Below are 23,711 nucleotides of genomic sequence, written 5' to 3' on the forward strand. Positions count from 1 at the left end.
TATTTCAATAAAATTAATATAATAGGATAATTTCAACAGCGGACCATATTAATAGAAAAACAGGGACATGAATACTTTTATTTCGATAACAATCCAATCAACTCAGGTTAGGTTATGGCAGCATTTGCATAAAAAATTTTATTAATACGGGCTCCAATTTCATCTCAATGTATATGATATAGGGTAATCGCCTAGTTACTCTCCTTACCATCGAAAGGAAGTGTTTAAGTGTATAATAACGCAATCCCAACAATTTGTGATCAATCTAATGTTTTTCCACAGCCTCAGATGTCTTACGGCTATGCGGCTCCTGTTCAAGGACATTGTGTTAATGTTCGTGGGTGTGAAAATTTTATCATTATAATAGTGTTGTTTATTTTATTAATTATTATCGGTGCATTTGCTTTTTGCTTTGAATAGTGCAGGTCTAAATCAGCTCTGCAAAATATGAATTTTAAATATAATTTGTCCACACCTTCCTTTCACTTCTTCATTTAATGTAGAGAGGGAGGTGAAATTATTTGATTATAGAGGACGTTATTTCAATTGGTGCAAATTGTATTGTACAAATCAGAAATCGCTTTTTTCTTTTAGTGGAAATTGAAGTGGAAGCTGGTAATGTTGCATTTGAGGAATTCGTGTTTATTCGTATATCACGACAAGAGGCTATGACATTGTTGAATGCAGGAGTCAAGCGTTGTGAAATTACAACTCGCGTTCCAAGATCCAATGATGTAGAAGTAGAGTTTATTTGTATCTTGATTGTAGACGGCGAGGCATTTGCTGTTTTTGATGTAGAAAACGACACAGACGATGCAGTTCTGGTAGAAATTCCATTAGCAGCTGCACGTAATTTAATCCGCAGAGGCGCAAGGGAATGTACTGTCATTGACAGATTGCGACATTAATTTTTAAAAAATTAATAGATTGCACAAGAGGGCTATTTAAAAAAATGGTCCTTTTGTTTTTAAAGCCCTTTTCATAAAAAGGGGTCTGTCCCCTGGTGCGTTAAAGCTTTAGTTCACTTGGGAGCTGCCCTCGATTGACCTAATGTTAGTTTTTTGTAATGGTTTGTCCCTCTTCTTGCATAGAGATATTCAAAGGGGGAATTTTTATTTTAAATACTCATAAATTTATTAGAATTACTGTCGCCTATGTTTTTATTACCTCTGCACTGATGAAATTAATGGGTACCGAAGTAACGAATCATTTTCTTGGATTAGGACTGCCCTATCCCCACATAATGTTAAAGCTTGTTATATTAATGGAATTGGTTTGTGGAATTCTATTATTGGTTAATAAAGCTGTTAAAAATGCAGTGGTACCTTTAATTGGTATTATGATCGCAGCCCTTCTTTTAACAAAGGTTCCCCTACTGCACACTGGCCTACTACCATTCGCTTTTGGTGCTCGTTTAGACATAGTGATGTTAGTTTTGCTAGTTTATCTATACAGGCAATAACCGCGCTGATCCTTTCATTTGCTAAAAATAATCAAATATTGCACTTTTCACCCCAATACTCTTCCCCTGTATCTCCATGAGCTTCAAAATGAATAATTGATAATGGGCCGTGTACATTGGCAAGGGCCTGTAATTCAGGCAATTAAATGGATTGATCGCCTCCAAGTACAATTGGAACAGCCCCTTTTTTTGCCCATTCTTTCACATGTTCAGTAATGTACAGATGGTTTTGCAATGTGCTGTCTGGAATAATCATAACATCCCCACCTTCTACACCATCCAAAAAATCAAAAATGATGATAACGCCAAATGCATGCACTCCTGTCAAACCCAGGATTCAAAAGACTCCTTTGGTACTGGTGTCGAGAAGAATCATGGGGAAAGCACCTGTTTCCCCAAAAATCATCCCCCCTCAAACTCATTTCTACAGACCGCCACTATCCCATGGTTGACTCACCGATACCAAATCGTGTTCCAAAACAATGCTTACCATCTGGTTTTCTTTGGATCGATTGATTAGCATGTTTGGCTGCGGTACAGCCCATTTATACATAGTACATTAAATCATGCGTCTATAATTATTTTGGTTGATAATGGGTAATTTATTAAGGTCCGTGGGTAGTAAGGTACATATAAAGGAGGAAAGATATGAGACTCAGAATACTATTTAAGTTATCGGTGGTCGTTTTGTTTACAGCATCTATGTTAATTGGATCCATTTATCCGAATACGAAAGCGATGAGTGTGGAAGCAGCGAGAATCCCAGGTAATAATCAAAAGGCCGATCTTATGATTAAGAACGGGCTTATTTTAACAATGAATACGAAAAAGGACCGCTTTGCTAAAGGAACAGTAGTCATTAAGGACAAGAAAATCATCGCAATTGGTGATGAAAAGTTAGAGAAACAATATAAAGCAGGAAAAGTCATTAATGCCAATGGTAATATCGTGATGCCCGGAATGATCAATACTCATAATCATGTTCCAATGGTTGCCTTTAGAAGTATTGGTGAAGAGGGAGTAGGTAATCGATTGTTTGATGTGTTTTTTCCATTAGAGGGGAAACTACTTTCAAGAGACCTTATTTATAAAGCATCCATTCATGGTGTCATAGAAATGGCAATGGGCGGAGTTACGACCTATGCAGATATGTATTACCATGAAGATGAAGTAGCAAAGGCGACAGAAAAGATTGGCATAAGAGGAGTTCTAGGTGAAACAGTTATTAGTTTTCCAACTGTCGATGCTCCAGAACCATATGGCGGGCTAAAATATGCAGAGAACTTTATTAAACAATATAAGAATCATGAACTAATTACTCCTTCGGTGGTGGCACATGCTCCATACACAGTTAGTCCTGAGATGATTAAGGCATCGAAGGATTTAGCAAAAAAATATCAGGTACCCTTTGCGATTCATGCTGCAGAATTTGCTGATGAAGCCCAAAGAGTAGAAACCAAATTTGGTCAGAAGTTTCCTACCGTTATCAAGTACTTGGATTCTTTAGGAATTTTAGATGAGAATACAATGCTTGCACATGCCATCCATATTGATGATGAAGACATCAACATCATTAAACAAAGAGGCGCTACCATTGCCCATAATCCCATTGCGAATACAAAAGGAGCAACCGGTGTTGCACCTGCGATTAAGATTGATAAAGCAGGGATTAAAATGGGATTGGGTACAGATGGGCCTATGAGCTCAAACACCATGGATGTATTCGGAACAGCGGGGTATGCGGCAAGAGTCCATAAATTGGTAAACAAAGATCAAAGTGTAATGCCGCCAAGTAAGGTGGTCGAACTTGCCACAATCGGTGGAGCCAAAGCACTTGGATTGGATAAAAAAATCGGCTCACTAGAAGTCGGAAAATACGCGGATATTATTATTGTTGATATCCATGCGCCTAACACATTTCCAACCTACGATCCTTACGCAACGTTAACATATGCAGCAGGACCACAAAATGTAAGAGATGTAATCGTTAATGGGAAATTGATTGTAGAAAACAAAAAACTTAAGACATATGATTATAAGAAAAATTTAAAGGATATGGAAGGAATCTATAAACAAGTAGCAGAAGTAGAGAAAACCCTTCCCTATCATCAACAAAAACCAACAAGTGAATGAAGTACTCAGCACAAAAATGATTTATGGGAGATTAGCAGTCCAATCAAGCCTTTTTTAATGTAAAAAAAGAATCAAAACAAACAGCCATCAAACTTGCGATGGCTGTTTGTTTTGCTCGTTTATCTATACCAGCAATATCGTCCCTAAAATACTAAAATCAATTGATTAAATTTTCCTGAAAAGTGGTAAATATAAAACAAGAGAAATACAAACTGGTGAAGTTTTGTAAAGAAAGGATGGTCGAAAATGATTATTATGGATAGGGAACAAAGCTTTTATATGATAAATCAGAACGATCACGCCAAAATTGCAGGGGAAATCGCCCGAAACTGTAAAGATGATTATTTTTTTGATCTTACACGAACCCAAGAAGTGCAACTGGCAATCCAAGAACATGACAGGGCCTGGATAGACCTAGACAAGTCTCCTATATGGAATGATAAAACGGAAAAGCCGTACTCTTTTATCGACTACCCAATAATGCTTAAAATATCTTTTTATAAAAAGGGTTTGAATGAAGTGGAAAAAATGAGCAAGTATGCTGGACTGTTATGCAGTTTACACTATTCATCCTTCATTCAGGATGCTACAGAACACACAGTCAGGGAATTTTGGAATGAAGAAAAGCAAAGACAGGAGCAACTTTTAAAGGAATTGCAAATAGTAGGAGACGAGAAAAAGAATGAAACTTTAATGTACCACTTAGATTTGTTAAAATTTTGCGATTATCTTTCCCTGTATATTTGTTTAAATGAACCTGGAAATAATAAAAGGATACATCCCTTTTTCCGCAATGGATTTCCACAGTTATTTCCTTTTGTTACGGACAAACCCATTGTTGCTCATTGGAAAAACCAAGAAATGGTTTCGCTCTCCTTCTCCCCTCTAAAAAGTGAAATTGAAGTAAAACTGCCTTGTCGGGCTGTAAGAAAAGACCGAATAGAGGAGCACGGCATCTTACAGGCATATAAGGACACCCCTGTTACTATTAGGAGGATAAAGGTTATATAGGAGAAACCCTAAAAAGGAGAATTTTTTTCCCTTCCGATCAACACATCCTACCTGTTCGGCCCCCCTCAGGTTAAGTAGACGAGCTGATAAATAGACGGAGAGATTCCGCCTATTTACTCGAAAAAAGTGAAAAAGAGAGATTTTGCTTTGCATAAACGGAAAATCTCGCTTATTCACCCCGAAACGAGCCCCATTCTACATTTAACCGGAAAAGCTCCGCTTATTTTACTTTTGCTGATTACTCAATTAAGGAGAAGACATCTTATATAAAAAGGCGAAAGTTTCTCTCAAAAATCCAAGAGATCCTCATTTTGATGCATTACGGAGAGGTATTATATAAATAAGGTTTTTGTCCTCCTAATAAAGAAACTGGCATCATTACTATAGCGAAATGTACTTTTTTATATACCAATAACGATTCCAATACGACTGTCATTTCGGCACGTCTTTTAAGAAAAGCACCTCAAAACGGAAGCCTTTAGATCAAGAACTCGTGGCTTCATATCGTTGTATACATGGGATTCTTTTTTTAGTGAAATTAAATCAAAACAAAAAGGAAACTCCCTTCTTTTATCGGAGGGAGTTTCCTTCTTGTTAAAGTATTTAACTGATCGATTCTACTCCCGGAAACCATCCTGGCGAATGAATAATTGCCTGCCACAGGGGATCTGGAACTTCCAGTTCGTGCTGATGATTCTTGTTTATTTTGGTGACAATTTCAGATTCTCTACCTTGTTCCACTTTTTGCACCCACTCAGGATCAATGATCAGTTCACGTCCCAATGCGATTAATGGGACTCCCGTTTCTAATGCGTTTAAGGCATCATCAGCTGTATAAATCGAACCGACGCCGATAACTGGAACTTGATCACCTACTCGTTCCTGAATGATTTCAATACGCGAACGTGTATCCTCCACTCCTCGTTTAGGGGTTGACCGGAAATCCAGCAATGAAACATGAAGATAATCAAGGTCTTTTTCTGCAAGTGCATCTATTAGTGCTAGTGTGTCCGCCATCGTGATTCCAGGTGTTTCAGGTTCCTCCGGGGAAAAACGATAGCCAACCAAGAAAGGTTCCTTCGCATATTCAGCAACCACTCTCTTTACTTCATCCACAATCGCCAATGGAAAAGTTAGCCGTTTTTCAAGCGTGCCGCCCCATCGGTCATCCCGACGATTAGAATGAGGGGAAAAGAATTGCTGAATCAGGTATCCATTGGCACCATGGATTTCAACTCCATCATAACCTGCTTCAATGGCTCGGCGAGTGGTTTCTCCAAAATCGCGAATAATAGATTCGACCTCTGTTTCAGTCAATGCGCGGGGAACGGGTTTTCCTTCACCTTCTGAAGGAACCGCACTAGCACTTACCACGTCACCATTCACTAATTCAGGTGGAACCTGACGGCCGCCATGGAAAATTTGCAAAATTGCTTTCGCACCCTGCTCTTTAATGGCTGATGCTAGTCGACGCAAACTTGGGATCATTTCATCTCGGTCTCCACCAAATTCACCATGAAATCCTTTACCATTTCTTGTCACATAGGTACATGCAGTAATGACCATCCCCACTCCTTTTGCACGTCGTTGATAATACTTGACTTCCGCATCTGAGACAGTGTCGTCAGGATTGGATGAGAAATTGGTCATCGGTGCCATGACAATTCGGTTTTTTAAGTGAATCCCCTTTCCTATCGTAAATGACTCAAATAATGGTGCATATTTTACATTCTTCATGTCTTTACTCCCCCTGTGTGTTCATTTATGTTATATAGGCAAAAAATTACGTTACCCTTTCTATAACTTCACGTTATAGTTTAGGTTTTTGTAAAGCTATATAAATTAAGAGTGTTTTAAAATTAATTCTGTTAAAGCTTCTTTTGGTTGGAAACCGATCACCTTATCTACTTCCACACCGTCTTTGAAAAGAATCAACGTTGGAATGCTCATAACACCAAATGATCTTGTTGTTTCTGGGTTCTCATCCACATTAAGTTTGAGAATCCCAACTTTATCACCAATTTCAAAATCGATTTCCTCCAACACAGGTGCAATCATTTTACAAGGCCCGCACCATGGAGCCCAAAAATCCACTAGCACCAATCCCTCTTTCATTTCTGCAGCAAAAGTTTGATCTGTTACGTGTAAAATTGCCATTATTTTTTCCTCCATTTTAATTTTTTTATTTTAAGGCTCTGTTAAACTTGCCTGTTGATTTCCGCTCCAGGCACTTCGCTTTCCGCGGGCGGTCCGGCGAGCCTCCTCGTCGCTGCGCTCCTGCGGGGTCTCCCCTGCCCCGTCCTCCCGCAGGAGTCTTCGTGCCTTCCGCTCCAATCAACAGGGTGCCAAAATAAACAATTAAGCTTTAACACAGCCTATTTTAAAAAACTTAATTGTTCACTCTGACAAATATATGAAAATTACCTTTTTATATCAAAATTCCTCATTCTGTTTCCACTGATTAGAAATTCAGATTTTTTGATAGGCACTTCATGATTTTTTTTAGAAGATACTAATTTTGCCGATAATTCCTTAAACCACTGCTCATCTTTAAATAGTAAAGCCAAATCTATTAAAGCTAAAAGCTCACTTTCATTTCTACCAGTTGTCTCGGGTAGCTTTTCAGCCCGTTTATTTACGATCCAAATCGATTTTCCAATCGCTGTTTCATTGTCACTATCAACTACATTTATTTGTAACATTCCTTTGGTAGTGTCTACGGTTTCAACATACCCGTGGATCAGTTCCCCATCTCTGGATATACCCTGTATCCAATCCCCATTTTCAAATCGATAATTGTCGGCCATTGTCATCTACACCCCTTAAATGTTATAAAAAAAGTTACAGTTTGGTTTTTTAAAAAAGTTTATTACTAACATCTCATTATACTGTAATAAAATAATATACAGTATGAATAAAAGAAAAAACTAAATCATGGACAATGTTTAATTTTTTCTAAAACGGTACTAAGTGTAATATTCTCTAAATATTTTTCAAAATACAATTCAGCATCATTGAAAATCTGGTCCATTACCACCTGGGTATTAGACGAGATAACACATTTTTGCTCCGGATCACCTGTGCACCAGTTTGGTTTTAGGCTTCCGCGTGAAACGGTACGATAAATATCTGCCAATGATACCTCTTGAGAATTACAGTCGAGAATATAGCCACCACCAATACCTTCTTTTGTCCTAACAAATCCATGATTGCGCAAACAGCTCATGATCTTGCGAATCCGTGCCGCATTTGTACAAACATTGGCAGCGATTGACTCACTGCTAGCCATATGATCTGGTAAATATGCTAGATAGACTAAACTATGGACGGCTATCGTAAAATCACTATTCACTTCAATGCTTCCTCCTCAAGAAGATTAATGTAATTTTATTATTTACAGTTTATAATGTCAACAAAAAATAACTCAATATTAATAATTCCACTATGGCCCATATTAATAACCTTTACTGGCTTAAAAACAAGGTCTCCTATTTTACTTATGCTAATTACTGTGATGAGTATCTACTCTGGTTTTCCAAAATCGCTAAGCGAATAAGTTTCACTTTTATTTCTTTACTTAATGAAAGCCATTCAGGTTTATGGATTTTCATTTTTCATTCCCCCATTAGAGTATTGTTCGGTTTCAAAAAGTTATTAAACAACTTATTTTTGTAACAATATTCATCTGAGATGCATTTGATTATTCTACTACTTTTATCATTCCCGTTCATATGAGCTTTTTAACATTTTTCGTTTTCCATTTTATTTGAATTTTCTACATTTTTTTCATCTGCAACATAGTTTGTAGATTTATGGTTTATTCTTTTTGTTGAATGGGTACTGAATTATCATCCCAAAAATATAGGAGGTAATATCAAATGAACAATGAAAAGTACCCAAGTAAATTACCCGCACAAGAACAAACCGAGCAGCCAGGAATTGAAAAGGAAATGAAGCCACTTCCAGATACGGAAAATCCGAACTACAAAGGAAGTAACAAGCTACAAGGAAAGAATGCCATTATTACCGGTGGAGACAGTGGGATTGGGCGTGCTGTATCTATAGCTTTCGCGAAAGAGGGGGCAAATGTTGCAATAGTTTATTTAAACGAAAACAATGATGCCGAAGAAACCAAACAGCTGGTTGAGGAGGAAGGTGGAAGATGCCTATTAATTGCTGGTGACATCGGTGATGAATCATTCTGCAAAGAAGCTGTACAGCAAACAGTAGATGAGCTTGGAGGAATTGATATCCTTGTGAATAATGCGGCTGAACAGCATCCTCAAGAAAGCATAATGGACATAGAAACAGAACAGCTAGAAAAGACATTCCGGACAAACATTTTTTCAATGTTTCATTTAACACGTGCCGCTTTGCCTCACCTTAAGGAAGGAAGTGCGATTATAAATTCGACGTCTATCACTGCCTATCAAGGACATCCAAAGCTGCTTGACTATTCTTCTACAAAAGGTGCGATTACAACCTTTACAAGGTCTCTTGCCTCTCAGCTTGCGGAAAAAGGAATCAGAGTAAATGGAGTCGCTCCAGGACCAATTTGGACACCACTTATCCCTTCTACTTTTAGCGCAGAAGAAGTTAGTAAATTTGGACAGGACACACCGATGAAGCGCCCGGGACAACCGGAAGAAGTTGCTCCTGCATATGTCTACCTTGCATCAAATGCGGATTCATCCTATGTTTCTGGTCAAATTCTGCATGTCAATGGTGGAAAAGTTGTAAATGGGTAGTTTGGTTCCTTATAAAGGTTTGGATTAGGTATACAGCCCGAGTGCCTAGCCATATATATATTTGTGCCTGTCCCCTAGCACACTACAAAATTAAGCACAGGGGACAGGCACTAAATGAGAGGTTCTAAAAAATAAGCCAACATCAAAAACTATTAATTAGTTAACATAATATTATTATGTGAGATAATACATTCATTTATTTTTGTGATGAAAGATTGATTCACGAAGAAGCAAAACTCTTTCCGTTCAGATAATAAGCGGACTCCAGGAATGTACTGAAAGCAACTTCTACCTCTGGGATACCGAGTGATTGAATATGATTTGTTACAATGTTGGCAAATTTATCTTGAATTTCCTGATCGCGTTCGAACCATTTTACTTCAATTAATGGGTATCCAGGCACTTCATCTCCATCAAATACATAAGTTGATTGGACGATTTCTAAGGTGAAATTGTCCGTTCCGCATGCACATAAATCTGCCAATTCTTTTACTAATGAAATACTAATCGTTTTTACCTGTTCAACTGAAACTCCTCTAATAATTAAATGTGGCATACAAATCGCTCCTATACCGTGTGATAAATTTTTTAAAATATATAACAAAATCCATAATGACACTAATTTATCTAAATATCCAATTCAAACCCGCTAATGGAATATCGATCAATTAGTATAGATGTTTCACCATCCAGGATTAATTCATTCATAAGCATACCTATTAGCGGAGTTACTCTACAATATGTAACCGCCCCATATGTTTTCCATGCATATCCTAAGATAATCAAACCGGTTCATTGGCTTGCTGGGCTTCCTTTTTACCGAAGGTTAGGAACTAAAGCAGCATACTTAATAACACAACCATGGAAAGTTATCAGGGCGTTGTTAAAAAAATTACAATATAAAAAAGTGTCAGGCACCATCTCCCGACACTTTTTCTGTTCAAGTAACATTTACATCATTTCACAGATTTCCAGACAAAGAAATTAATAGATTTGCCTTTTCTTTTGTAAGTGACTTATTACTTTGAGCAGATAACTCATTTACATACGCTTGAAGTTTACCTTCTGCGGCATTCTGATTACCTTTCGCAGCCGCTTCTTTTGCTCCATTAAGTTTGGTAGTCAGCGAATGAGCAACCCCCGTATCCGTTACAAAAGAATCGGTTAATCGGCTTAAACTATCAAAGTCCACTGTTACCGTAAATTGAAATTCTATTTCTGTTGCATTACCTGCATGATCAATAGCTTGGGCTGTGAATTTATTTACTCCTAAACTATATTCATATGCCGGCCTTTCTATAGACGGGCATTCGACAGTAGCAATTCCAGACAAATCATCAGTTGCACTGCAAGTGATAGATATGTTTGAATCAACCGAATAACTTTCCTTTTTCCCAGTTACTGTAATGACCGGAGATGTCGTATCTTCTTCCACAATCATAATCCAGCTGATTTGAGGATCAGGTGAACCAGCTACCCTGCGAACAGTAAGGTCAAGTTTCCCATCCGTTACGTTCACATTTTTATAGCCTTTGACATCGTAAGAACTCGTAAATACATAGCCCTTCGTTTTGGTTTCACCGTTAATTAATATATCTGCTTTTCTGCTTCCCTTAGTTGAACTGTACCACGGATCGTAGAGTCCGGTATAGACAGTGTATTTACCATTTTTCAAATCAAACTTATAGGAGAGATCATCACCGGAATTACTTAAAAGGTAACGTAATGAAGAAAATAAATCTCCACTGTTACTGCCCGACGGTTTTGTCCGATCCCCGATATATCCCCATGTTTGTCCGTTTGCTGGGTCATACTTTTGATCGATGACATCTTTATTAAGGAGTGTACCTTGCATATAAGACGACCATGTTTCGTAATCACTTGTTTTCGCCCCGCCGCCATGGACAAAATATCTTACATGGTCCGGCAAAACTAATATCTTTGTTCTGATTACTTTATTAGCTAATTCAGAAAGTGTCCCCTCAACCACTACTGTTCCAGGCTTCGAGAATGCTTCAACATTAACGTCCCATGTTACTGGCGTGTTCGTTTGAATCCCTTCTGAGTTGGTCACATTAATCTCATTCGGTAAATGAGGTACTTGATCAACAGATACTTTGGCTGGCAGCTCCGTATTAACGGTGACTTTCCCCATTCTGTCTAAAGTATCCAGTTTCCACTCGTCTAGCCATTGCAAACTAATTTCATCACCCTGGCCAAATTCAATTGGCAGCCAAATATATCGAGAATCCTTTAAATCGCTTTCCTTCCATCTGTCACCCATAAATATAAATTTTCCTTTTTTAGCATCAATGGTAATGACATTGGTGCTTTGTGAATCAAATGTTGTGGAAGCTTTCTCACCGATTGCAGGATCACGCATAGGCTTCCATTTTCCGAATATGTCATCAGCAACCGTATATCTTGCTGAATTCGGCGCCCATCCTGTCGCACCAGAAGTTATTAAATAGTACTTTCCATTATACTTGAACATCGCAGGGGCCTCACGTTGTGCACCCGGAAATACTCTTATATAATCCTCACCATAGACAGATTTGTATGTGGTATCGCGTTCCACTTTGCCGTCCTTATGCCAGCCTACAATATCCGTATATGAGTCATTCAATTTCGAAATATAAATCGTCATGTTTTCTTCGCTTGAATAGATTAAGTATGCTGTCCCGTCGTCATCCTTGAACAAGTTCATATCACGTGCCATACCAGGCTGGTTTGGCTGCCCATTATATTCCGCACCTTCAGGAACTCGGTCCATACGGTTACTTTCTTGATAAACGAAAGGTCCGGTAGGAGAATCACTTAATGCATAGCCTGCTTCCGCCTTGGCATAGTTTGCACTTGACGTAGCAGAAGGACCATCGGTATGCATCCACATCACATATTTTTTTGTTTTATCATTATAGATTACTTTAGGTCTTTCGATAATCCGGTCAGTGCCTATATCATTTTTTATATCGGCTTTATCTTCTCTGCCTTCATAAAGTTTCGAGATAAGTGGATCTGTTTCAAATTGGTCCATCGATTCTATTGCAGTTAGAGCGAGACCTTCATCTTTCCAGTTATAAAGATCTGTTGATGAATAAACCCTAACACCTCTAGCTGGAAGGTATCCGTTGGTTTTATCTTCACCATACCAATAATATTTCTTCGTTTCCTCGTCATACATGATACCGCCGCCATGTGCTTGGATTGGAGCACCATATGTATCTGTCCAAACCTGTCCAGGTTTAAAAGAATCGTTTGGAGTGAATACGATAAGTCCTGCTAATGACGTATCTAAGTTCTTCAAACTTGCTCGTATTTGTGCCTGGACTGTTTTCGTGTTAATATCTAACCCATTTTCATTGATATTTTTCACCAAATTTTCTGCCTGTTCAATAGCTTTATTAAGTTCCGCTAAACTGAATTTAGTGTAGGTTTCAGTTTTTTGCGCTTCTTCTTTTGCTGATTCTAATTTTGCTTCCAGATCAAAAAGAGGAACCGCCTTGTACTTCTTAACAATAATGTAATTAACGAGTGGATCATTATAGTTTGATAAACTTCCTGTTGAAGGTCCCTGGATCTTAACTTCTAATTCTCCGTCGTTAACAGTTATTTGTTGATATTCGACTTCTTTTACCGTGGAATAACTTCCAATATCATAATCGCCATTGGATAGATTTTGGCCCTCACTGATAATATTGACACTTCGCCCACTCCAAGGATTTTTGAATCCTAGATTAAGGTCATAATCACCATTCGGCAATTCGAATTTATACACTAACGCCTTATCACGGACTTGTGGACCACTATAATAACGAAGAGACCCTAATTTATCACTGCTACTAGAACCACTAGTACCACTAGTAGTGGTTACCAAACCCCACTTTTTCCCTGTTACTTCATCTTCACCATACATTTGCTCCGTTTTACTAGAATATAGACCCATTTTGTCAGTTCCCTCAACGGTGTTAGGTGTACCATCACCTGCATTTACAAAATACAGAATGTCTGAATCCGTATTTACTGTCTCCGCAGAAACAGGTTTACTAGTTGACAACGCGGGTAAAACAATGAGGATTAAAGCCAAAAAAGTTGAAATTATTTTGCATATCTTTAACAATAGTACCCCTCCTTACAATTCTCAATAAAACTTGATAGACCCATTGTTTCATAGATGATTATTCTAAGAGGTACCAATGACACTGTAATAGCCATTTTCCAGCTTTCATTTCCTTAGGACTAATTTTATTGAATACACCCCTTTCAAGTTAGTGTTCTTTTATTAATGAAACCCATTTCATGAAATCGGTTTCATTAATAAACAAAAAAAATTAAGTACACTTTTTAAATATACATAATTTTCTAACAAGTGATAAGTAAATAGTACATGCTGATTTTTAATGTGTCAATATCATTTATTTTTTGGTAAAGTACTATCCCTAATTACAAGTTCAGGTTCGAGCACGGTTACTTTTTTTACTTTTTCATTATTGATTAATTTATGCAGGACATTCACCGCGTTTTTTCCAAGTTCTAAACTCTTTTGTGAGACCGTCGTTAGTTCGGGAATGACTGTACTGGCAAGAATCGTATCATCAAAGCCAACAATAGCGATATCTTCAGGAATTTTCAAACCAGCCTCCACTGCTACTTTGACGGCCCCAACAGCTGTCACATCATTTACGCAAAAAATAGCAGTTGGCCTTTTGTCTCTTTTTAATAGGTTAGCCATCATCTTTTTTCCCGCATCCATAGAAAAATCGCCATATAAAATCCATTCATTTGGTACTTTTAATCCATTTGCTTTCATCGTTTTTTTAAACGATTTGACCTTTTGTGTAGTGGTAGACACAAAATTATATCCACCAAAAAACGCTATTTCATTATGACCTAAATCAATTAAATGCTGTGTCAGTATTTCGGCACCTTTGCCCTCATTTATGATTACCCGGTGTAAGGAGATATCAGGAAGATTCCCATTGACCAATACGATTGGAATCTTTTTGGCGATATCTTCAACTTCTTTTGCCAGTTCTTGTGAGCAATTGGACAGGTTGATTCGTCCACCCATAAATATAATCCCATCGACTTGTTTTTCTCTAAGAATAGTTAGACTTTGTGACTCTAATTCAGGTTGCCCAGAAGTGTTACATAAGAAAAATGTATACCCTTTACTATTTGCCTCATTTTCCACCCCCCAAAAAACTTCGGGGAAAAAGGGGTTGGTAATGTCAGGGAGAATAACACCAATCATCTTTGTTTCTTTTTTAGTAAGGCTTCGGGCTAACGCATTAGGCTGAAATTGGTACTTATCAATCAGAGCCATGATTTTTTCTCGTGTACTTTCTTTAACAGGTGCTGTGCCATTCAAAACGCGAGAAACCGTCGATACCGATACTTCCGCCTCTTTTGCAATATCATATACTGTTACATTATGTTTCAATCGCTATCACCTATCTGAGCTTAGTTGATTTTAAGGGGATTAAACCTATTTTAATCATACTGGAAATTCTTATAGGAAAAAAGGATTTTAATAATTAGATCTTCTTGATGAATGAAAAAAATGGTTGATTCTAATAGTCTATCAAAAAATATTATTATTCGAAGTTCTTACCATTCAAATAATAAGCAGATTCTAGAAATACAGTAAAGGCAATTTCCACCTCAGGAATACCAATTAATTGCAGCAGAATTTCAATTCCTCCCATAATAATTAGACTTTGTAGGGATCAAGTATAAAGTTTCCTTGTATTCAATCAAGTCTGATTGATGGTATACTTGTAGATACTACTATAGTAATGGTGATAAATGTGGTTTATTTATTGATATTGTTTTTCCTCATGGTTTGTATTATATTATTTTTCACTTTTAAAAAACTTTATATTAGAACTTCAACCATGGCCATGGTTATGGCAATTGGGATTGTTATGCAAGGTGTTCTATTAAATTATTTTGGAATCCAATTCTTCCAACACATTTTCGGAAAAATCCTAAGCATTATTAACCTATCCCTTTGGTTTGCCTTTATTCTTTCTTTGATCATTGCCAGTCTGGATGGAAAATTTAAAGACATCCATTATTCCAATCGAATCAATCGTTTTGGCATTGGCACATGGGTTGCTGGCACATCCATCAGCGGCATCTTATTTTTTAAACAATTCTACCAATGGGGCTTTATTTCGGTCATTATTGCTTTTATTAACATCGTCTTGTGGATGATTTATGTCGGGGTCAGTGTAATAACTTTTATAGAAATTTTTAGGACAAAATCATATCGGAATGTCCATGGAATTCTTCTTCTTACTACTGTTAGCACACAATCGATCGTCCTTTTACTTAACACGGTTTTCAAAAAAATTCCGGACATCTTTAATCTATCATTCCTAATTATAGGAATTTGTTTTTATCTGGTTTGTGTTTTCTTTATTTTAATTAGATACATAAAAAATACTTGGTCAATTGAATTAGATTGGAACAATACGAACTGCATTTTACATGGTGCTTTGTCTATTTCCGGGATTGCTTGTTTAGTCACAGGCATCATTAGTATCGATACCATAAGATGGATATGGAGAGCAGCTCTTCTAATTTTCATTGCGGTTGAATCTATTGAAATTTACAGGCTTTATAAACGGTTTAAACACTTTGGCTTTAAAAATGCGATCTTTATTTATGATGTTACGCAGTGGAGTAGAGTTTTTACTTTTGCCATGTTTTATACTTTTACATCCCTTATCCATACCCATTTATTTATTGGAACCTTCGTGATTGACACGATCTTAAACGAGGGTGTATGGGTGGTTATCATTCTTCTAATGTTTGAACTAATGCTATGTGTTAGTGATCTCATAAAAGCTAATAAACAATTATCAAGACAAATTGCTGATGAAAACGAAGTAAGCTCTCCATTATAATTGGGGAGCTTTTTCATTTTGCATAATTATTTTTGACTGCCAATTAAGTGACAGAACCCGATTTATACAAGAAGCCTGATTAATTCATCAGTCGCTTGAACGCTACCTACTTTAGCTGGAACTACATCTAAATATTGATTGGTATTGGTAATGACTACCGGAGTTTTTACATCATAGCCTGCCGCTTTTATGTTTTCAATGTCAAATTCAATCAGTAAGTCACCCCTTTTCACGGTATCCCATTGTTTTACATGGGAGGTGAAATATTGACCTTTCAGATTAATCGTATTCACACCCACAATAATTAAGATTTCAGCTCCGTCTTCTGATGTAATTCCTATCGCATGATCCGTTGGAAATAAAGTTGTCACAACTCCATCAACAGGTGAAACCACTTCCCCCTTTGAGGGTTCAATGGCAATTCCTTTTCCTACCGTTTCAGTTGAAAAAAGAGGATCTGAAATTTTGCTTAAGGGGACAATTTCCCCGCTTAATGGGCTTGAAATCATTTCTCGTTGTACATTCACAAATCCAAATTCTTTAACCGTTTTTGCTGCTACTGCATCGCTTTTACTTTCATATCCTAATATAAATGTAAGAACCAGCGCTAAAACTAAGGCCGTTCCTGTTCCAATTAAATATAAACCTACCGGTGTAAACACCGGAATAGACAAGAAACTTGGGAGAGCAAATCCAGTCCCTTTACACCAAATGCACCATTAATTGCACCACCAATAGCCCCAGCTATTGCAACAATTACCATTGTTCGTTTGTAGCGAACTAATATACCGTAAGTGATGATTTCTGTTGTACCTGCTAACGCACCCGGAATAAGCCCTGATCCAGCGAGCGTTTTCAAGTCCTTATCTCTTGTTTTGAAGAGAACCCCAAGCCCCATCCCGATTTGAGCAAAAGGAGCTGCCGCTACCATCGGACTAAGTGGGTCTAATCCAGACTTTGCAAGATTAGCAAGGAATATCGGAATAACAGCCCAGTGGAGTCCTAATATCGTCAGAAATGACCATGCTGCTCCCATCACCGCACCTGTGAGAATACCGCTTCTTGCACTTAAAAATTGGATAAAGACTGCCAATGCCTCACCAACATAGGTACCAAAAGGACCAAAAATTAGGACGGTCAAGGGAACAATCACAATTAATGAAATAAGTGGATTGATAAACATATGTAAGTCCTTATAGATGACTTTTTTCAAAAATTTATTTAATAAAGAATAAATCGAAACAGCAATTAAGATTGGAAAACGATGGAAGAATAATTCGCCAATATCACTGGAACCCCAAAAAAATCTACGTTTTGTGCTTTTGATGCCACTAAATCCGTATAATGAGGTTCTAAAAGAGCGGCCCCGATCGCCCCGCCGACATACCCATTGGCTCCGAGCTTTGTCGCTAATGTAATCCCTAAAAAAACGGGGAAGAAGTAAAAAATGGCATGCCCAGTTGCAGCAAGAATGGCATAAGCACCACTTTCATGTGATAACCATCCAACTGTTGTTAAAATCGATAATAAAGCTGATATTAGTCCTGATCCAGCAAGCACACCTAAAAAAGGTGCAAAGCTTCCGCTGACTGTTCCTAAAATTTTATTCATGACCGTATCTTTTTTTTCTGTAGAAGCATCATTTGCCTGAATCGGATTCATTTTTAGTTCTCCTTGTTTGAAAGTTTACAATGACATTCTTACCCATTATTTATCGAATACATATTTTTCCTTATTTTCTTCAAAATGCCCGTCCATATTCGGAAAGTAACAACAAAAAAAACCCCAATCCTTAAATGGATTGGGGTGAATAGAATATATAGTTCGAGAAAACCAATCTCATAGAATGATCAGGAAATTTATCAAATCCGCTTAGTCAATAACTCTTGCCACGCCATGACCACACTTTTGACATTTCCCCTCCAACACAATTCCACCAGAAAATTCTTTAACTGTATATTTCTCAATTTCAACTACATCACAACAAGAACTGCACCAAACATTTCGTTCTAATTCTCTACGGAAATCTACAGGAATCGAAAGCCATTTTTTATTCGCAGAAAAGGAGACCACTTCTTGATTAACTTCACTCTTCGGTTTTTCTTCTATTGTCTCCAATATATCAATAACCTCTTGGATTTTTGTCTTAACTTTTTTATATTCAATCGTTTGCCATGCCTCCAAGATTGTGATTAATTCTTTATTGTCTGAATCTGCGATTTTCTCTAATAATAGAAGAATCAAGCTTCGGTTCCGGTCTTTTAATGTTTCAACAAATTCATATCTTCTATTTTCAGCTGCATCAATAAGCTTTTCCAATAATTCATTTGCATAGGTCTCGCGTTCAATGTCCCAGCCTTTATCCGTATAGACAAGCATTGGAAGTCTACCATCATACTCGATGGCTAAATAATGATGAAGAATCAGCCAGTCTATTTTTGTGAGAATCTCTTTTTGAGAAATACCTTTCAATGCCCCGTATACAGGGCTATAGTCCAATTCTAGTTCTAGTAACTTTTTATCTTTTGATCCCGAAAGGATTTTGGCAAGCATTGCCCGGCCGCCACTCATAATCAAATCATCTGCCCCACGCAGAATGGTTTTAATTTCACTGTCTGGCAATGACTTTATTCCGTTTGGATTTAATTCATATCCCACTTGTTTTCCTTTTTTAACCATCTTCATCCCTCTTTTATGTATAACTCAACTAATTACAAGTATAGCACCTAAAGAAGGGATTAAAACCAACACTTTCGATCAAGTAATAACGTTTAACAATTCAACCTTTTATGTAATCTGACCAATGGGCAGACCTATAGTTTGATTGATGGTATATTTGTAAATATCTAATATATTAAAGGTGAAACTAGAACAACAATGTAATAAAAAATAGCCTCAGAATTGCTTTGTTTATCCATGGCTATTATAATCTTTCAACAGGAACGATTTTGATAACAGAGCCATTAAGGCGACTAATAATATGCTAGCATGGTATACTATGTCCCCTAAACGTAATTCAGCTATTTGCAAAGGAGATTGAAGTATGACAGAATTTTGGGAATCAAGTTTTATCGAAAATCAATTGATGTGGGGATTTGAACCTTCAGACTCCGCGATCTTGACCAAGGATTTTTTCCTTGAAAAGAACGTTAAGGATATATTGATTCCTGGTATTGGATATGGAAGAAATGCAAAGGTTTTCATTGAGAACGGTATAAATGTAACAGGTATTGAGATTTCAAAAACAGCGATTGAATTAGCAAGGCAAAATGAGCTTAATATTCCTATTTTTCATGGTTCAGTAACCGATATGCCTTTTGATAATAAACTTTATGATGGGATATTTTGTTATGCCCTTATTCACTTATTGAATGATCGAGAGAGAGTGAAGTTAATTAAAGATTGCTATAATCAGTTAAAGCCCAACGGATATATGATTTTCACTACTATTTCAAAAGAAGCCCCAATGTTTGGAAAGGGCAAACAACTGGGTAAAGACTATTTTGAGATAATGGATGGGGTGAAAATGTTTTTTTATGATGCTGTCTCGATTAAACAAGAATTCGGGAGTTATGGCCTGATAGAATTTTTGGAAATTGTTGAGCCACATAAGAATATGGAAAATAAACCTCCATTTAAATTTTTAATGGTAAAATGTCAAAAGGCACTATAATTTAGGATATGTCTGCATACAAAAAAGCACTTACTCTGTAAGGAATTTTCCTACTTTCCCTAGTAAGTGCTTTATTTAATCCAATTCTAAATTCCTTTATAAAAACGACGCATTCCGCTTAAGATGCTTATACAATTTTTCATTCGTCCACTTCATTCTCTTCTGTATGGCTATACAAAATGAAGCTAAGATAAAAGGTTCTTCGGAATTAGACTCAAACCTGATTCCTCTGGTATAAAAGTCATCTAAACTCGTCTCCACTATAAATCCGATTCTCTTCATCCAATATTTCTTCGGCCATCTCCAATAATTTATTGGCTTTTAAAATTTCCCTTTGGTTATCATAAATACCGTAAGCGCATTTAAAAAGTAGCGTTATTTCATCATTTGAAGGGAATTTTAGAGACCCAAACAAATTGATTACTTCCCTCTCCCACTCCTGTATAAGTTTAAATTCTTTTTTCTTGAAGCTAATTCTTTTAAAATACAAGCATAATACCAATGCTTTAGGTGTCATGGTACCGCATCCAATCGTCCTATGCACCCTGCTTCTAATTCAGCCACCGTAATAGCTGCATTGCTGATGTTTCCCATTCCTCCTTGAATGATAGGATATTTAATATGTATTAGTTCAGATATATTTAAGTATTTATAAATGTAAAAAATGATATGAGCCATTATGGCCCATATCATTTTTTTAATTGTTACCTATTCTCATAAATATGGATATTACTATACTACTTTATTCTGTTTTACTATCTTGGTATCTTTTTCATCCACTTTTTTAAACTTAAAGATGGAAATCAAAAATAGCACCGCTAAAACAACGAGACAAGTAATAATACTCACTCGATTCTGTTCATCAAACAAAAATAATACTGATATGATGCTTAACGTAACGACTGTAATCGCAGTTACATATGGAAATCCCCACAATTTAAAGCTTGGTTCTTTAGGATAGGAATTGCGAAGTTTTAAATGTGCTAGACAAATACCAATCCAGACCAACGATACGACAAAACCCGGAACCGCCATTAATAAAGTAAATACCTTTTCCTGCGCAACAAAGGCAATCATGGAGCCGCCGACTAAAATAATTGCTGTTAATATTAAACTGTATAATGGTACACCCTTTTTCGATACAAAAGAGAAAGACTTTGGAGCTTCCCCTTCAACCGCTAGGGAATGAAGCATCCGTGTACAACCGTAAATACCGGAGTTAGCTGCAGATAAGACAGCTGTAATTAAAATAAAGTTCATAAGGTGAGCTGCCCCCTTCAGGCCGGCAATGGATAACACCTGAACAAACGGACTCGCATTACTGATGCCAATTTCATTCCAAGGAATTAAACCGCAAATGACCAGAATGGGCAGCGTGTAAAACAAAATAATTCTCCAAACAAAACTTTTAATCACCTTAGGTAAAATCCGTTCTGCATCTTTTACTTCTGTTACTGTTAATCCAATTAATTCAGAACCTCCATAAGAAAACATTACAATTAACAGAGCTGTAAAGATTGACATCCACCCTTTCGGGAAAAAACCGCCTTGCTCTGTAAAATTGTGAAGATAGTTGGATTGATTGCTCGGGATGACTCCAAATAGAATACCTGCTCCTAATATGATAAATACGATAATCATGGTGATTTTAATGCCTGCAAACCAAAATTCAAATTCCCCATAATTTTTAACATTCATCATGTTAATTCCAATAACTAAAGCGGCACAGCCTAAACTTAATTCCCAAAGAGGAATGGATGGAAACCAGTATTGCAAGAAGCTGCCTGCCACGACAATCTCGATCACACATACAGCCAGCCACATGAAACAATACATCCAGCCTATAACAAAGGAAGCACGCTTACCAAATGCTTTCTGAACAAAGCCTTTCATATTTGTGTTTGGATAGACGATGGCCATTTCTGCTATAGCTCCCATAACAACAAGAAGCAATAGTCCTGCGAACATATATGTAAAGATAACACCTGGTCCTGCTATTGATACGGTTTCTGCACTACCTTTAAAAATCCCTGTCCCTATTGCTCCTCCCATTGCCATCATACTTATATGCCGCGGCAACAACTTCTTTTGCAATGATGCATCTTTCATTAACTAGTCCTCCTAAACTCTTTTAATTAATATACTAGAACGACAAGATCAAAATGAGCTATCAACGGGTTTCCTGGATGGTAACGAACTTGTCCAACCGGAAAAATCCTTTAATGCAAACGCTCACACATTTTGCTATTGTTCTTTTTTGGAAATTTCTTTCTACCACCCAAGCCTTTGGTAAGGTCCGATTTATTTTCGGGAGCTCTGTTTCCACATCTTACCTGCTTTTTGAGATAGGAAGACTTCAACCAATCTATTGGCAATGATAATACTTTACCAAAATGATGTGGAGTAGTCTTCCTAATTTGGTGTTCTATTGTCCCTAAGCTTTGTGGGACTTACTAGTTATATTCTTGGAGTTTAGTGGATTTATTGATTACTATGCAAGTTCTATTGGCCACAACTTAGGGTTTTCAATTAATTGTTTAAAGCGGTTCGTAAAGGCTACTGCTGTAGCACCGTCTGCAACGCGGTGGTCAAACGCCATCGACATGGTCATGATCGAGCGAATCGCAATCTCATCGTTTTCCATAACAACAGGCATTTTTTTCGTCTTATGGAAGGCAATTAACCCTGTTTCCGGATGATTAATAATCGGAGTAGCGCCGATACTTCCTAATGGACCAACATTACTGATGGTAAATGTTCCTCCTTTTAATTCAGCCGACGTCAGCTTATCCTCTTGCGCTTTTTTCGTTAACTCTTTCAATTTGTCATGAATTTGACGAACAGATAATTGGTCAGCATGATGAATGATAGGTACAATTAAACCATTTTCTGTATCCGTGGCAATTCCAATGTTATATTCCTTTTCTAAACGGATTACTTCGTTTTCTTCATCAAGCTTGGCATTGAATACAGGGAATTGTTTTAATGCCACTGCGATCGCTTTGATAAAGAAAGCAACAGCCGAAACATTGATATTCATTTCTTTTAAATCGTTTCGATAAGTGAGCAGCTCAGTTAAATCTGCTTCTTCAAAATGTGTCACATGAGGAATCGTATAAAGTGATTTGGTCATTTTCTTTGCAATTTGCTTCCGACGGCCTCTAAACGGAATTACTTCTGCATTTGATTCATTTATGTTCTGAACTTCCTGCTTTTGAATCTCTTGTTTAGGTTCTGTTTCGGCGGAAGGCGCTTTCATTTCCTTAGAAGATTGGATTTTATCACGTTTTTTAACAAAATTGTATATATCTTCCACGGTGATGCGCCCATATGTACCAGTACCTGTAATTTCGTTAATATCTACACGAAACTCTCGTGCAATTTTTCTTGTGTAAGGCGCCGCGATGATGAATTTTTTTTCTCCTTTTTGCTCAGTCACTGCTATTTGCTGCAGTTGTGATTGTAACGCCTCTGCCTTTTTAGTAGCTACTTCTGCTTGTTTCTTTTCTGTTTCTACCGCTTTTGCTCCTTCTGTTTCCAGTACCAGAAGAGTAGTACCAACGGAGACCGTATTACCATAATCCACAACAATTTCCTTTATTTTCCCTGAAGCTGGGGAAGGAAGCTCAGCCACCATTTTATCTGTTTGTACCTCTACAAGAGGCTGGTCCAACTTGACCATATCCCCCACTTTGACGAAATAGTGAATAATTTCTGCCTCTGTCATCCCTTCGCCAATATCATGAAGTTTTACTTCAACCAATGTTTTC

At 37.2% G+C, this 23,711-nt stretch carries 26 protein-coding genes and 1 pseudogene; 8 read left to right on the forward strand and 19 right to left on the reverse strand.

The window, feature by feature from the left end; translation table 11 throughout:
* Positions 1-288: 288 nt before the first annotated feature.
* The 3 genes from FS608_RS05870 to FS608_RS05880 all read left to right on the forward strand — a co-directional run bounded on the left by FS608_RS05870 (position 289) and on the right by FS608_RS05880 (position 1,462).
* Positions 289-420, forward strand: a complete 132-nt coding sequence (locus tag FS608_RS05870; protein ID WP_144548620.1) for a YjcZ family sporulation protein — start codon at positions 289-291, stop codon at positions 418-420.
* A 104-nt stretch (positions 421-524) separates the two neighbouring features.
* Positions 525-908: a hypothetical protein gene (locus tag FS608_RS05875; protein WP_144548621.1), complete on the forward strand. Its 384-nt coding sequence runs from the start codon at positions 525-527 to the stop codon at positions 906-908.
* A 158-nt stretch (positions 909-1,066) separates the two neighbouring features.
* Positions 1,067-1,462, forward strand: a complete 396-nt coding sequence (locus tag FS608_RS05880; protein WP_144548322.1) for a DoxX family protein — start codon at positions 1,067-1,069, stop codon at positions 1,460-1,462.
* A 31-nt stretch (positions 1,463-1,493) separates the two neighbouring features.
* Here FS608_RS05880 and FS608_RS31750 read toward each other — a convergent pair whose 3' ends face one another.
* The 3 genes from FS608_RS31750 to FS608_RS31125 all read right to left on the reverse strand — a co-directional run bounded on the left by FS608_RS31750 (position 1,494) and on the right by FS608_RS31125 (position 2,015).
* Complete coding sequence (locus FS608_RS31750; protein ID WP_144548323.1) at positions 1,494-1,604, reverse strand: arginase family protein; 111 nt, start codon at positions 1,602-1,604, stop codon at positions 1,494-1,496.
* Positions 1,605-1,790: an arginase family protein gene (locus FS608_RS05890; RefSeq protein WP_144548324.1), complete on the reverse strand. Its 186-nt coding sequence runs from the start codon at positions 1,788-1,790 to the stop codon at positions 1,605-1,607.
* 96 nt (positions 1,791-1,886) lie between these two features.
* The gene (locus tag FS608_RS31125) at positions 1,887-2,015 is read right to left on the reverse strand and encodes a hypothetical protein (RefSeq protein ID WP_260871586.1); all 129 of its coding nucleotides are present in this window, start codon (positions 2,013-2,015) and stop codon (positions 1,887-1,889) included.
* A gap of 95 nt (positions 2,016-2,110) precedes the next feature.
* Between FS608_RS31125 and FS608_RS05895 the strand changes: the two genes are divergently transcribed.
* Together FS608_RS05895 and FS608_RS05900 are read left to right on the forward strand one after the other, a co-directional pair.
* Positions 2,111-3,595 (forward strand): amidohydrolase, encoded by a 1,485-nt coding sequence (locus FS608_RS05895; protein ID WP_222127307.1) that lies wholly within the window; start codon positions 2,111-2,113, stop codon positions 3,593-3,595.
* Positions 3,596-3,841: 246 nt separating this feature from the next.
* A complete protein-coding gene (locus FS608_RS05900) occupies positions 3,842-4,606 on the forward strand; it encodes a DUF3891 family protein (protein WP_144548325.1) in 765 nt (254 codons plus the stop codon).
* 603 nt (positions 4,607-5,209) lie between these two features.
* Here the strand turns inward: FS608_RS05900 and FS608_RS05905 are convergent.
* The 5 genes from FS608_RS05905 to FS608_RS05920 all read right to left on the reverse strand — a co-directional run bounded on the left by FS608_RS05905 (position 5,210) and on the right by FS608_RS05920 (position 7,958).
* On the reverse strand, positions 5,210-6,343 hold the full coding sequence (locus FS608_RS05905; RefSeq protein ID WP_144548326.1) for an NADH-dependent flavin oxidoreductase: 1,134 nt from the start codon (positions 6,341-6,343) through the stop codon (positions 5,210-5,212).
* A gap of 105 nt (positions 6,344-6,448) precedes the next feature.
* On the reverse strand, positions 6,449-6,763 hold the full coding sequence (trxA, locus tag FS608_RS05910; protein WP_144548327.1) for a thioredoxin: 315 nt from the start codon (positions 6,761-6,763) through the stop codon (positions 6,449-6,451).
* Between the two features lie 25 nt (positions 6,764-6,788).
* Positions 6,789-6,944, reverse strand: coding sequence for a hypothetical protein (locus FS608_RS30715; protein WP_222127308.1), 156 nt, complete (start codon positions 6,942-6,944; stop codon positions 6,789-6,791).
* Positions 6,945-7,026: 82 nt separating this feature from the next.
* Positions 7,027-7,419 carry an IDEAL domain-containing protein gene (locus FS608_RS05915; RefSeq protein ID WP_144548328.1) on the reverse strand — a complete coding sequence of 131 codons (393 nt, stop codon included), beginning with the start codon at positions 7,417-7,419 and terminating at the stop codon, positions 7,027-7,029.
* Between the two features lie 119 nt (positions 7,420-7,538).
* Positions 7,539-7,958, reverse strand: a complete 420-nt coding sequence (locus FS608_RS05920; RefSeq protein WP_144548329.1) for an RrF2 family transcriptional regulator — start codon at positions 7,956-7,958, stop codon at positions 7,539-7,541.
* A 526-nt stretch (positions 7,959-8,484) separates the two neighbouring features.
* Here FS608_RS05920 and FS608_RS05925 point away from each other — a divergent pair.
* Positions 8,485-9,354: an SDR family oxidoreductase gene (locus tag FS608_RS05925; protein WP_144548330.1), complete on the forward strand. Its 870-nt coding sequence runs from the start codon at positions 8,485-8,487 to the stop codon at positions 9,352-9,354.
* Positions 9,355-9,574: 220 nt separating this feature from the next.
* On the opposite strand, the gene FS608_RS05930 is transcribed toward FS608_RS05925, so the two are convergent.
* The 3 genes from FS608_RS05930 to FS608_RS05940 all read right to left on the reverse strand — a co-directional run bounded on the left by FS608_RS05930 (position 9,575) and on the right by FS608_RS05940 (position 14,797).
* Positions 9,575-9,910: a DUF1904 family protein gene (locus FS608_RS05930; protein WP_144548331.1), complete on the reverse strand. Its 336-nt coding sequence runs from the start codon at positions 9,908-9,910 to the stop codon at positions 9,575-9,577.
* Positions 9,911-10,315: 405 nt separating this feature from the next.
* Positions 10,316-13,474, reverse strand: coding sequence for a family 43 glycosylhydrolase (locus FS608_RS05935; RefSeq protein ID WP_144548332.1), 3,159 nt, complete (start codon positions 13,472-13,474; stop codon positions 10,316-10,318).
* A gap of 291 nt (positions 13,475-13,765) precedes the next feature.
* The gene (locus FS608_RS05940; RefSeq protein WP_144548333.1) at positions 13,766-14,797 is read right to left on the reverse strand and encodes a LacI family DNA-binding transcriptional regulator; all 1,032 of its coding nucleotides are present in this window, start codon (positions 14,795-14,797) and stop codon (positions 13,766-13,768) included.
* A gap of 454 nt (positions 14,798-15,251) precedes the next feature.
* Here FS608_RS05940 and FS608_RS05945 point away from each other — a divergent pair, with 454 nt between their 5' ends.
* Positions 15,252-16,268 (forward strand): TDT family transporter, encoded by a 1,017-nt coding sequence (locus FS608_RS05945; protein WP_260871587.1) that lies wholly within the window; start codon positions 15,252-15,254, stop codon positions 16,266-16,268.
* A 62-nt stretch (positions 16,269-16,330) separates the two neighbouring features.
* Here the strand turns inward: FS608_RS05945 and FS608_RS31130 are convergent, their stop codons facing one another.
* From FS608_RS31130 to FS608_RS05960, 4 genes are all read right to left on the reverse strand, one after another.
* The gene (locus tag FS608_RS31130) at positions 16,331-16,942 is read right to left on the reverse strand and encodes a PTS sugar transporter subunit IIA (RefSeq protein WP_260871588.1); all 612 of its coding nucleotides are present in this window, start codon (positions 16,940-16,942) and stop codon (positions 16,331-16,333) included.
* Positions 16,915-17,595 (reverse strand): PTS sugar transporter subunit IIC, encoded by a 681-nt coding sequence (locus FS608_RS31135; RefSeq protein WP_313958701.1) that lies wholly within the window; start codon positions 17,593-17,595, stop codon positions 16,915-16,917. The genes FS608_RS31130 and FS608_RS31135 overlap by 28 nt, the downstream gene beginning before the upstream one ends.
* A complete protein-coding gene (locus FS608_RS31140; protein ID WP_260871589.1) occupies positions 17,517-17,930 on the reverse strand; it encodes a PTS sugar transporter subunit IIABC family protein in 414 nt (137 codons plus the stop codon). Before FS608_RS31140 ends, FS608_RS31135 begins: the two co-directional genes overlap by 79 nt.
* 210 nt (positions 17,931-18,140) lie before the next feature.
* The gene (locus tag FS608_RS05960) at positions 18,141-18,947 is read right to left on the reverse strand and encodes an RQC domain-containing protein (protein ID WP_222127309.1); all 807 of its coding nucleotides are present in this window, start codon (positions 18,945-18,947) and stop codon (positions 18,141-18,143) included.
* 364 nt (positions 18,948-19,311) lie between these two features.
* Here FS608_RS05960 and FS608_RS05965 point away from each other — a divergent pair, with 364 nt between their 5' ends.
* Positions 19,312-19,941, forward strand: coding sequence for a class I SAM-dependent methyltransferase (locus FS608_RS05965; RefSeq protein WP_144548335.1), 630 nt, complete (start codon positions 19,312-19,314; stop codon positions 19,939-19,941).
* 241 nt (positions 19,942-20,182) lie between these two features.
* Here the strand turns inward: FS608_RS05965 and FS608_RS05970 are convergent, their stop codons facing one another.
* From FS608_RS05970 to FS608_RS05980, 4 genes and pseudogenes are all read right to left on the reverse strand, one after another.
* Positions 20,183-20,458 (reverse strand): hypothetical protein, encoded by a 276-nt coding sequence (locus FS608_RS05970; RefSeq protein ID WP_144548336.1) that lies wholly within the window; start codon positions 20,456-20,458, stop codon positions 20,183-20,185.
* Positions 20,450-20,619 (reverse strand): annotated as a pseudogene (locus tag FS608_RS31755) (nitronate monooxygenase); the annotation flags it as partial. The pseudogene FS608_RS31755 and the gene FS608_RS05970, both read right to left, overlap by 9 nt.
* A 54-nt stretch (positions 20,620-20,673) precedes the next feature.
* Positions 20,674-22,050, reverse strand: coding sequence for an amino acid permease (locus FS608_RS05975; protein ID WP_144548337.1), 1,377 nt, complete (start codon positions 22,048-22,050; stop codon positions 20,674-20,676).
* Positions 22,051-22,432: 382 nt separating this feature from the next.
* Positions 22,433-23,704, reverse strand: coding sequence for a dihydrolipoamide acetyltransferase family protein (locus FS608_RS05980; protein WP_144548338.1), 1,272 nt, complete (start codon positions 23,702-23,704; stop codon positions 22,433-22,435).
* Positions 23,705-23,711: the final 7 nt, after the last annotated feature.

Source organism: Bacillus sp. X1(2014) (assembly GCF_007678255.1).

Excerpts from the sequence above, each read along its gene's own strand:
- trxA (WP_144548327.1), bottom strand. The coding sequence starts at position 6,763 with ATGGCAATTTTACACGTAACAGATCAAACTTTTGCTGCAGAAATGAAA.
- FS608_RS05930 (WP_144548331.1), bottom strand. The coding sequence starts at position 9,910 with ATGCCACATTTAATTATTAGAGGAGTTTCAGTTGAACAGGTAAAAACG.
- FS608_RS05960 (WP_222127309.1), bottom strand. The coding sequence starts at position 18,947 with ATGGTTAAAAAAGGAAAACAAGTGGGATATGAATTAAATCCAAACGGA.
- FS608_RS05880 (WP_144548322.1), top strand. The coding sequence starts at position 1,067 with ATGGTTTGTCCCTCTTCTTGCATAGAGATATTCAAAGGGGGAATTTTT.
- FS608_RS05900 (WP_144548325.1), top strand. The coding sequence starts at position 3,842 with ATGATTATTATGGATAGGGAACAAAGCTTTTATATGATAAATCAGAAC.
- FS608_RS05925 (WP_144548330.1), top strand. The coding sequence starts at position 8,485 with ATGAACAATGAAAAGTACCCAAGTAAATTACCCGCACAAGAACAAACC.
- FS608_RS05965 (WP_144548335.1), top strand. The coding sequence starts at position 19,312 with ATGACAGAATTTTGGGAATCAAGTTTTATCGAAAATCAATTGATGTGG.
- FS608_RS05915 (WP_144548328.1), bottom strand. The coding sequence starts at position 7,419 with ATGACAATGGCCGACAATTATCGATTTGAAAATGGGGATTGGATACAG.
- FS608_RS05975 (WP_144548337.1), bottom strand. The coding sequence starts at position 22,050 with ATGAAAGATGCATCATTGCAAAAGAAGTTGTTGCCGCGGCATATAAGT.
- FS608_RS31125 (WP_260871586.1), bottom strand. The coding sequence starts at position 2,015 with ATGTATAAATGGGCTGTACCGCAGCCAAACATGCTAATCAATCGATCC.
- FS608_RS05970 (WP_144548336.1), bottom strand. The coding sequence starts at position 20,458 with ATGACACCTAAAGCATTGGTATTATGCTTGTATTTTAAAAGAATTAGC.
- FS608_RS31140 (WP_260871589.1), bottom strand. The coding sequence starts at position 17,930 with ATGAATCCGATTCAGGCAAATGATGCTTCTACAGAAAAAAAAGATACG.
- FS608_RS05870 (WP_144548620.1), top strand. The coding sequence starts at position 289 with ATGTCTTACGGCTATGCGGCTCCTGTTCAAGGACATTGTGTTAATGTT.
- FS608_RS05945 (WP_260871587.1), top strand. The coding sequence starts at position 15,252 with ATGGCCATGGTTATGGCAATTGGGATTGTTATGCAAGGTGTTCTATTA.
- FS608_RS05895 (WP_222127307.1), top strand. The coding sequence starts at position 2,111 with ATGAGACTCAGAATACTATTTAAGTTATCGGTGGTCGTTTTGTTTACA.
- FS608_RS05905 (WP_144548326.1), bottom strand. The coding sequence starts at position 6,343 with ATGAAGAATGTAAAATATGCACCATTATTTGAGTCATTTACGATAGGA.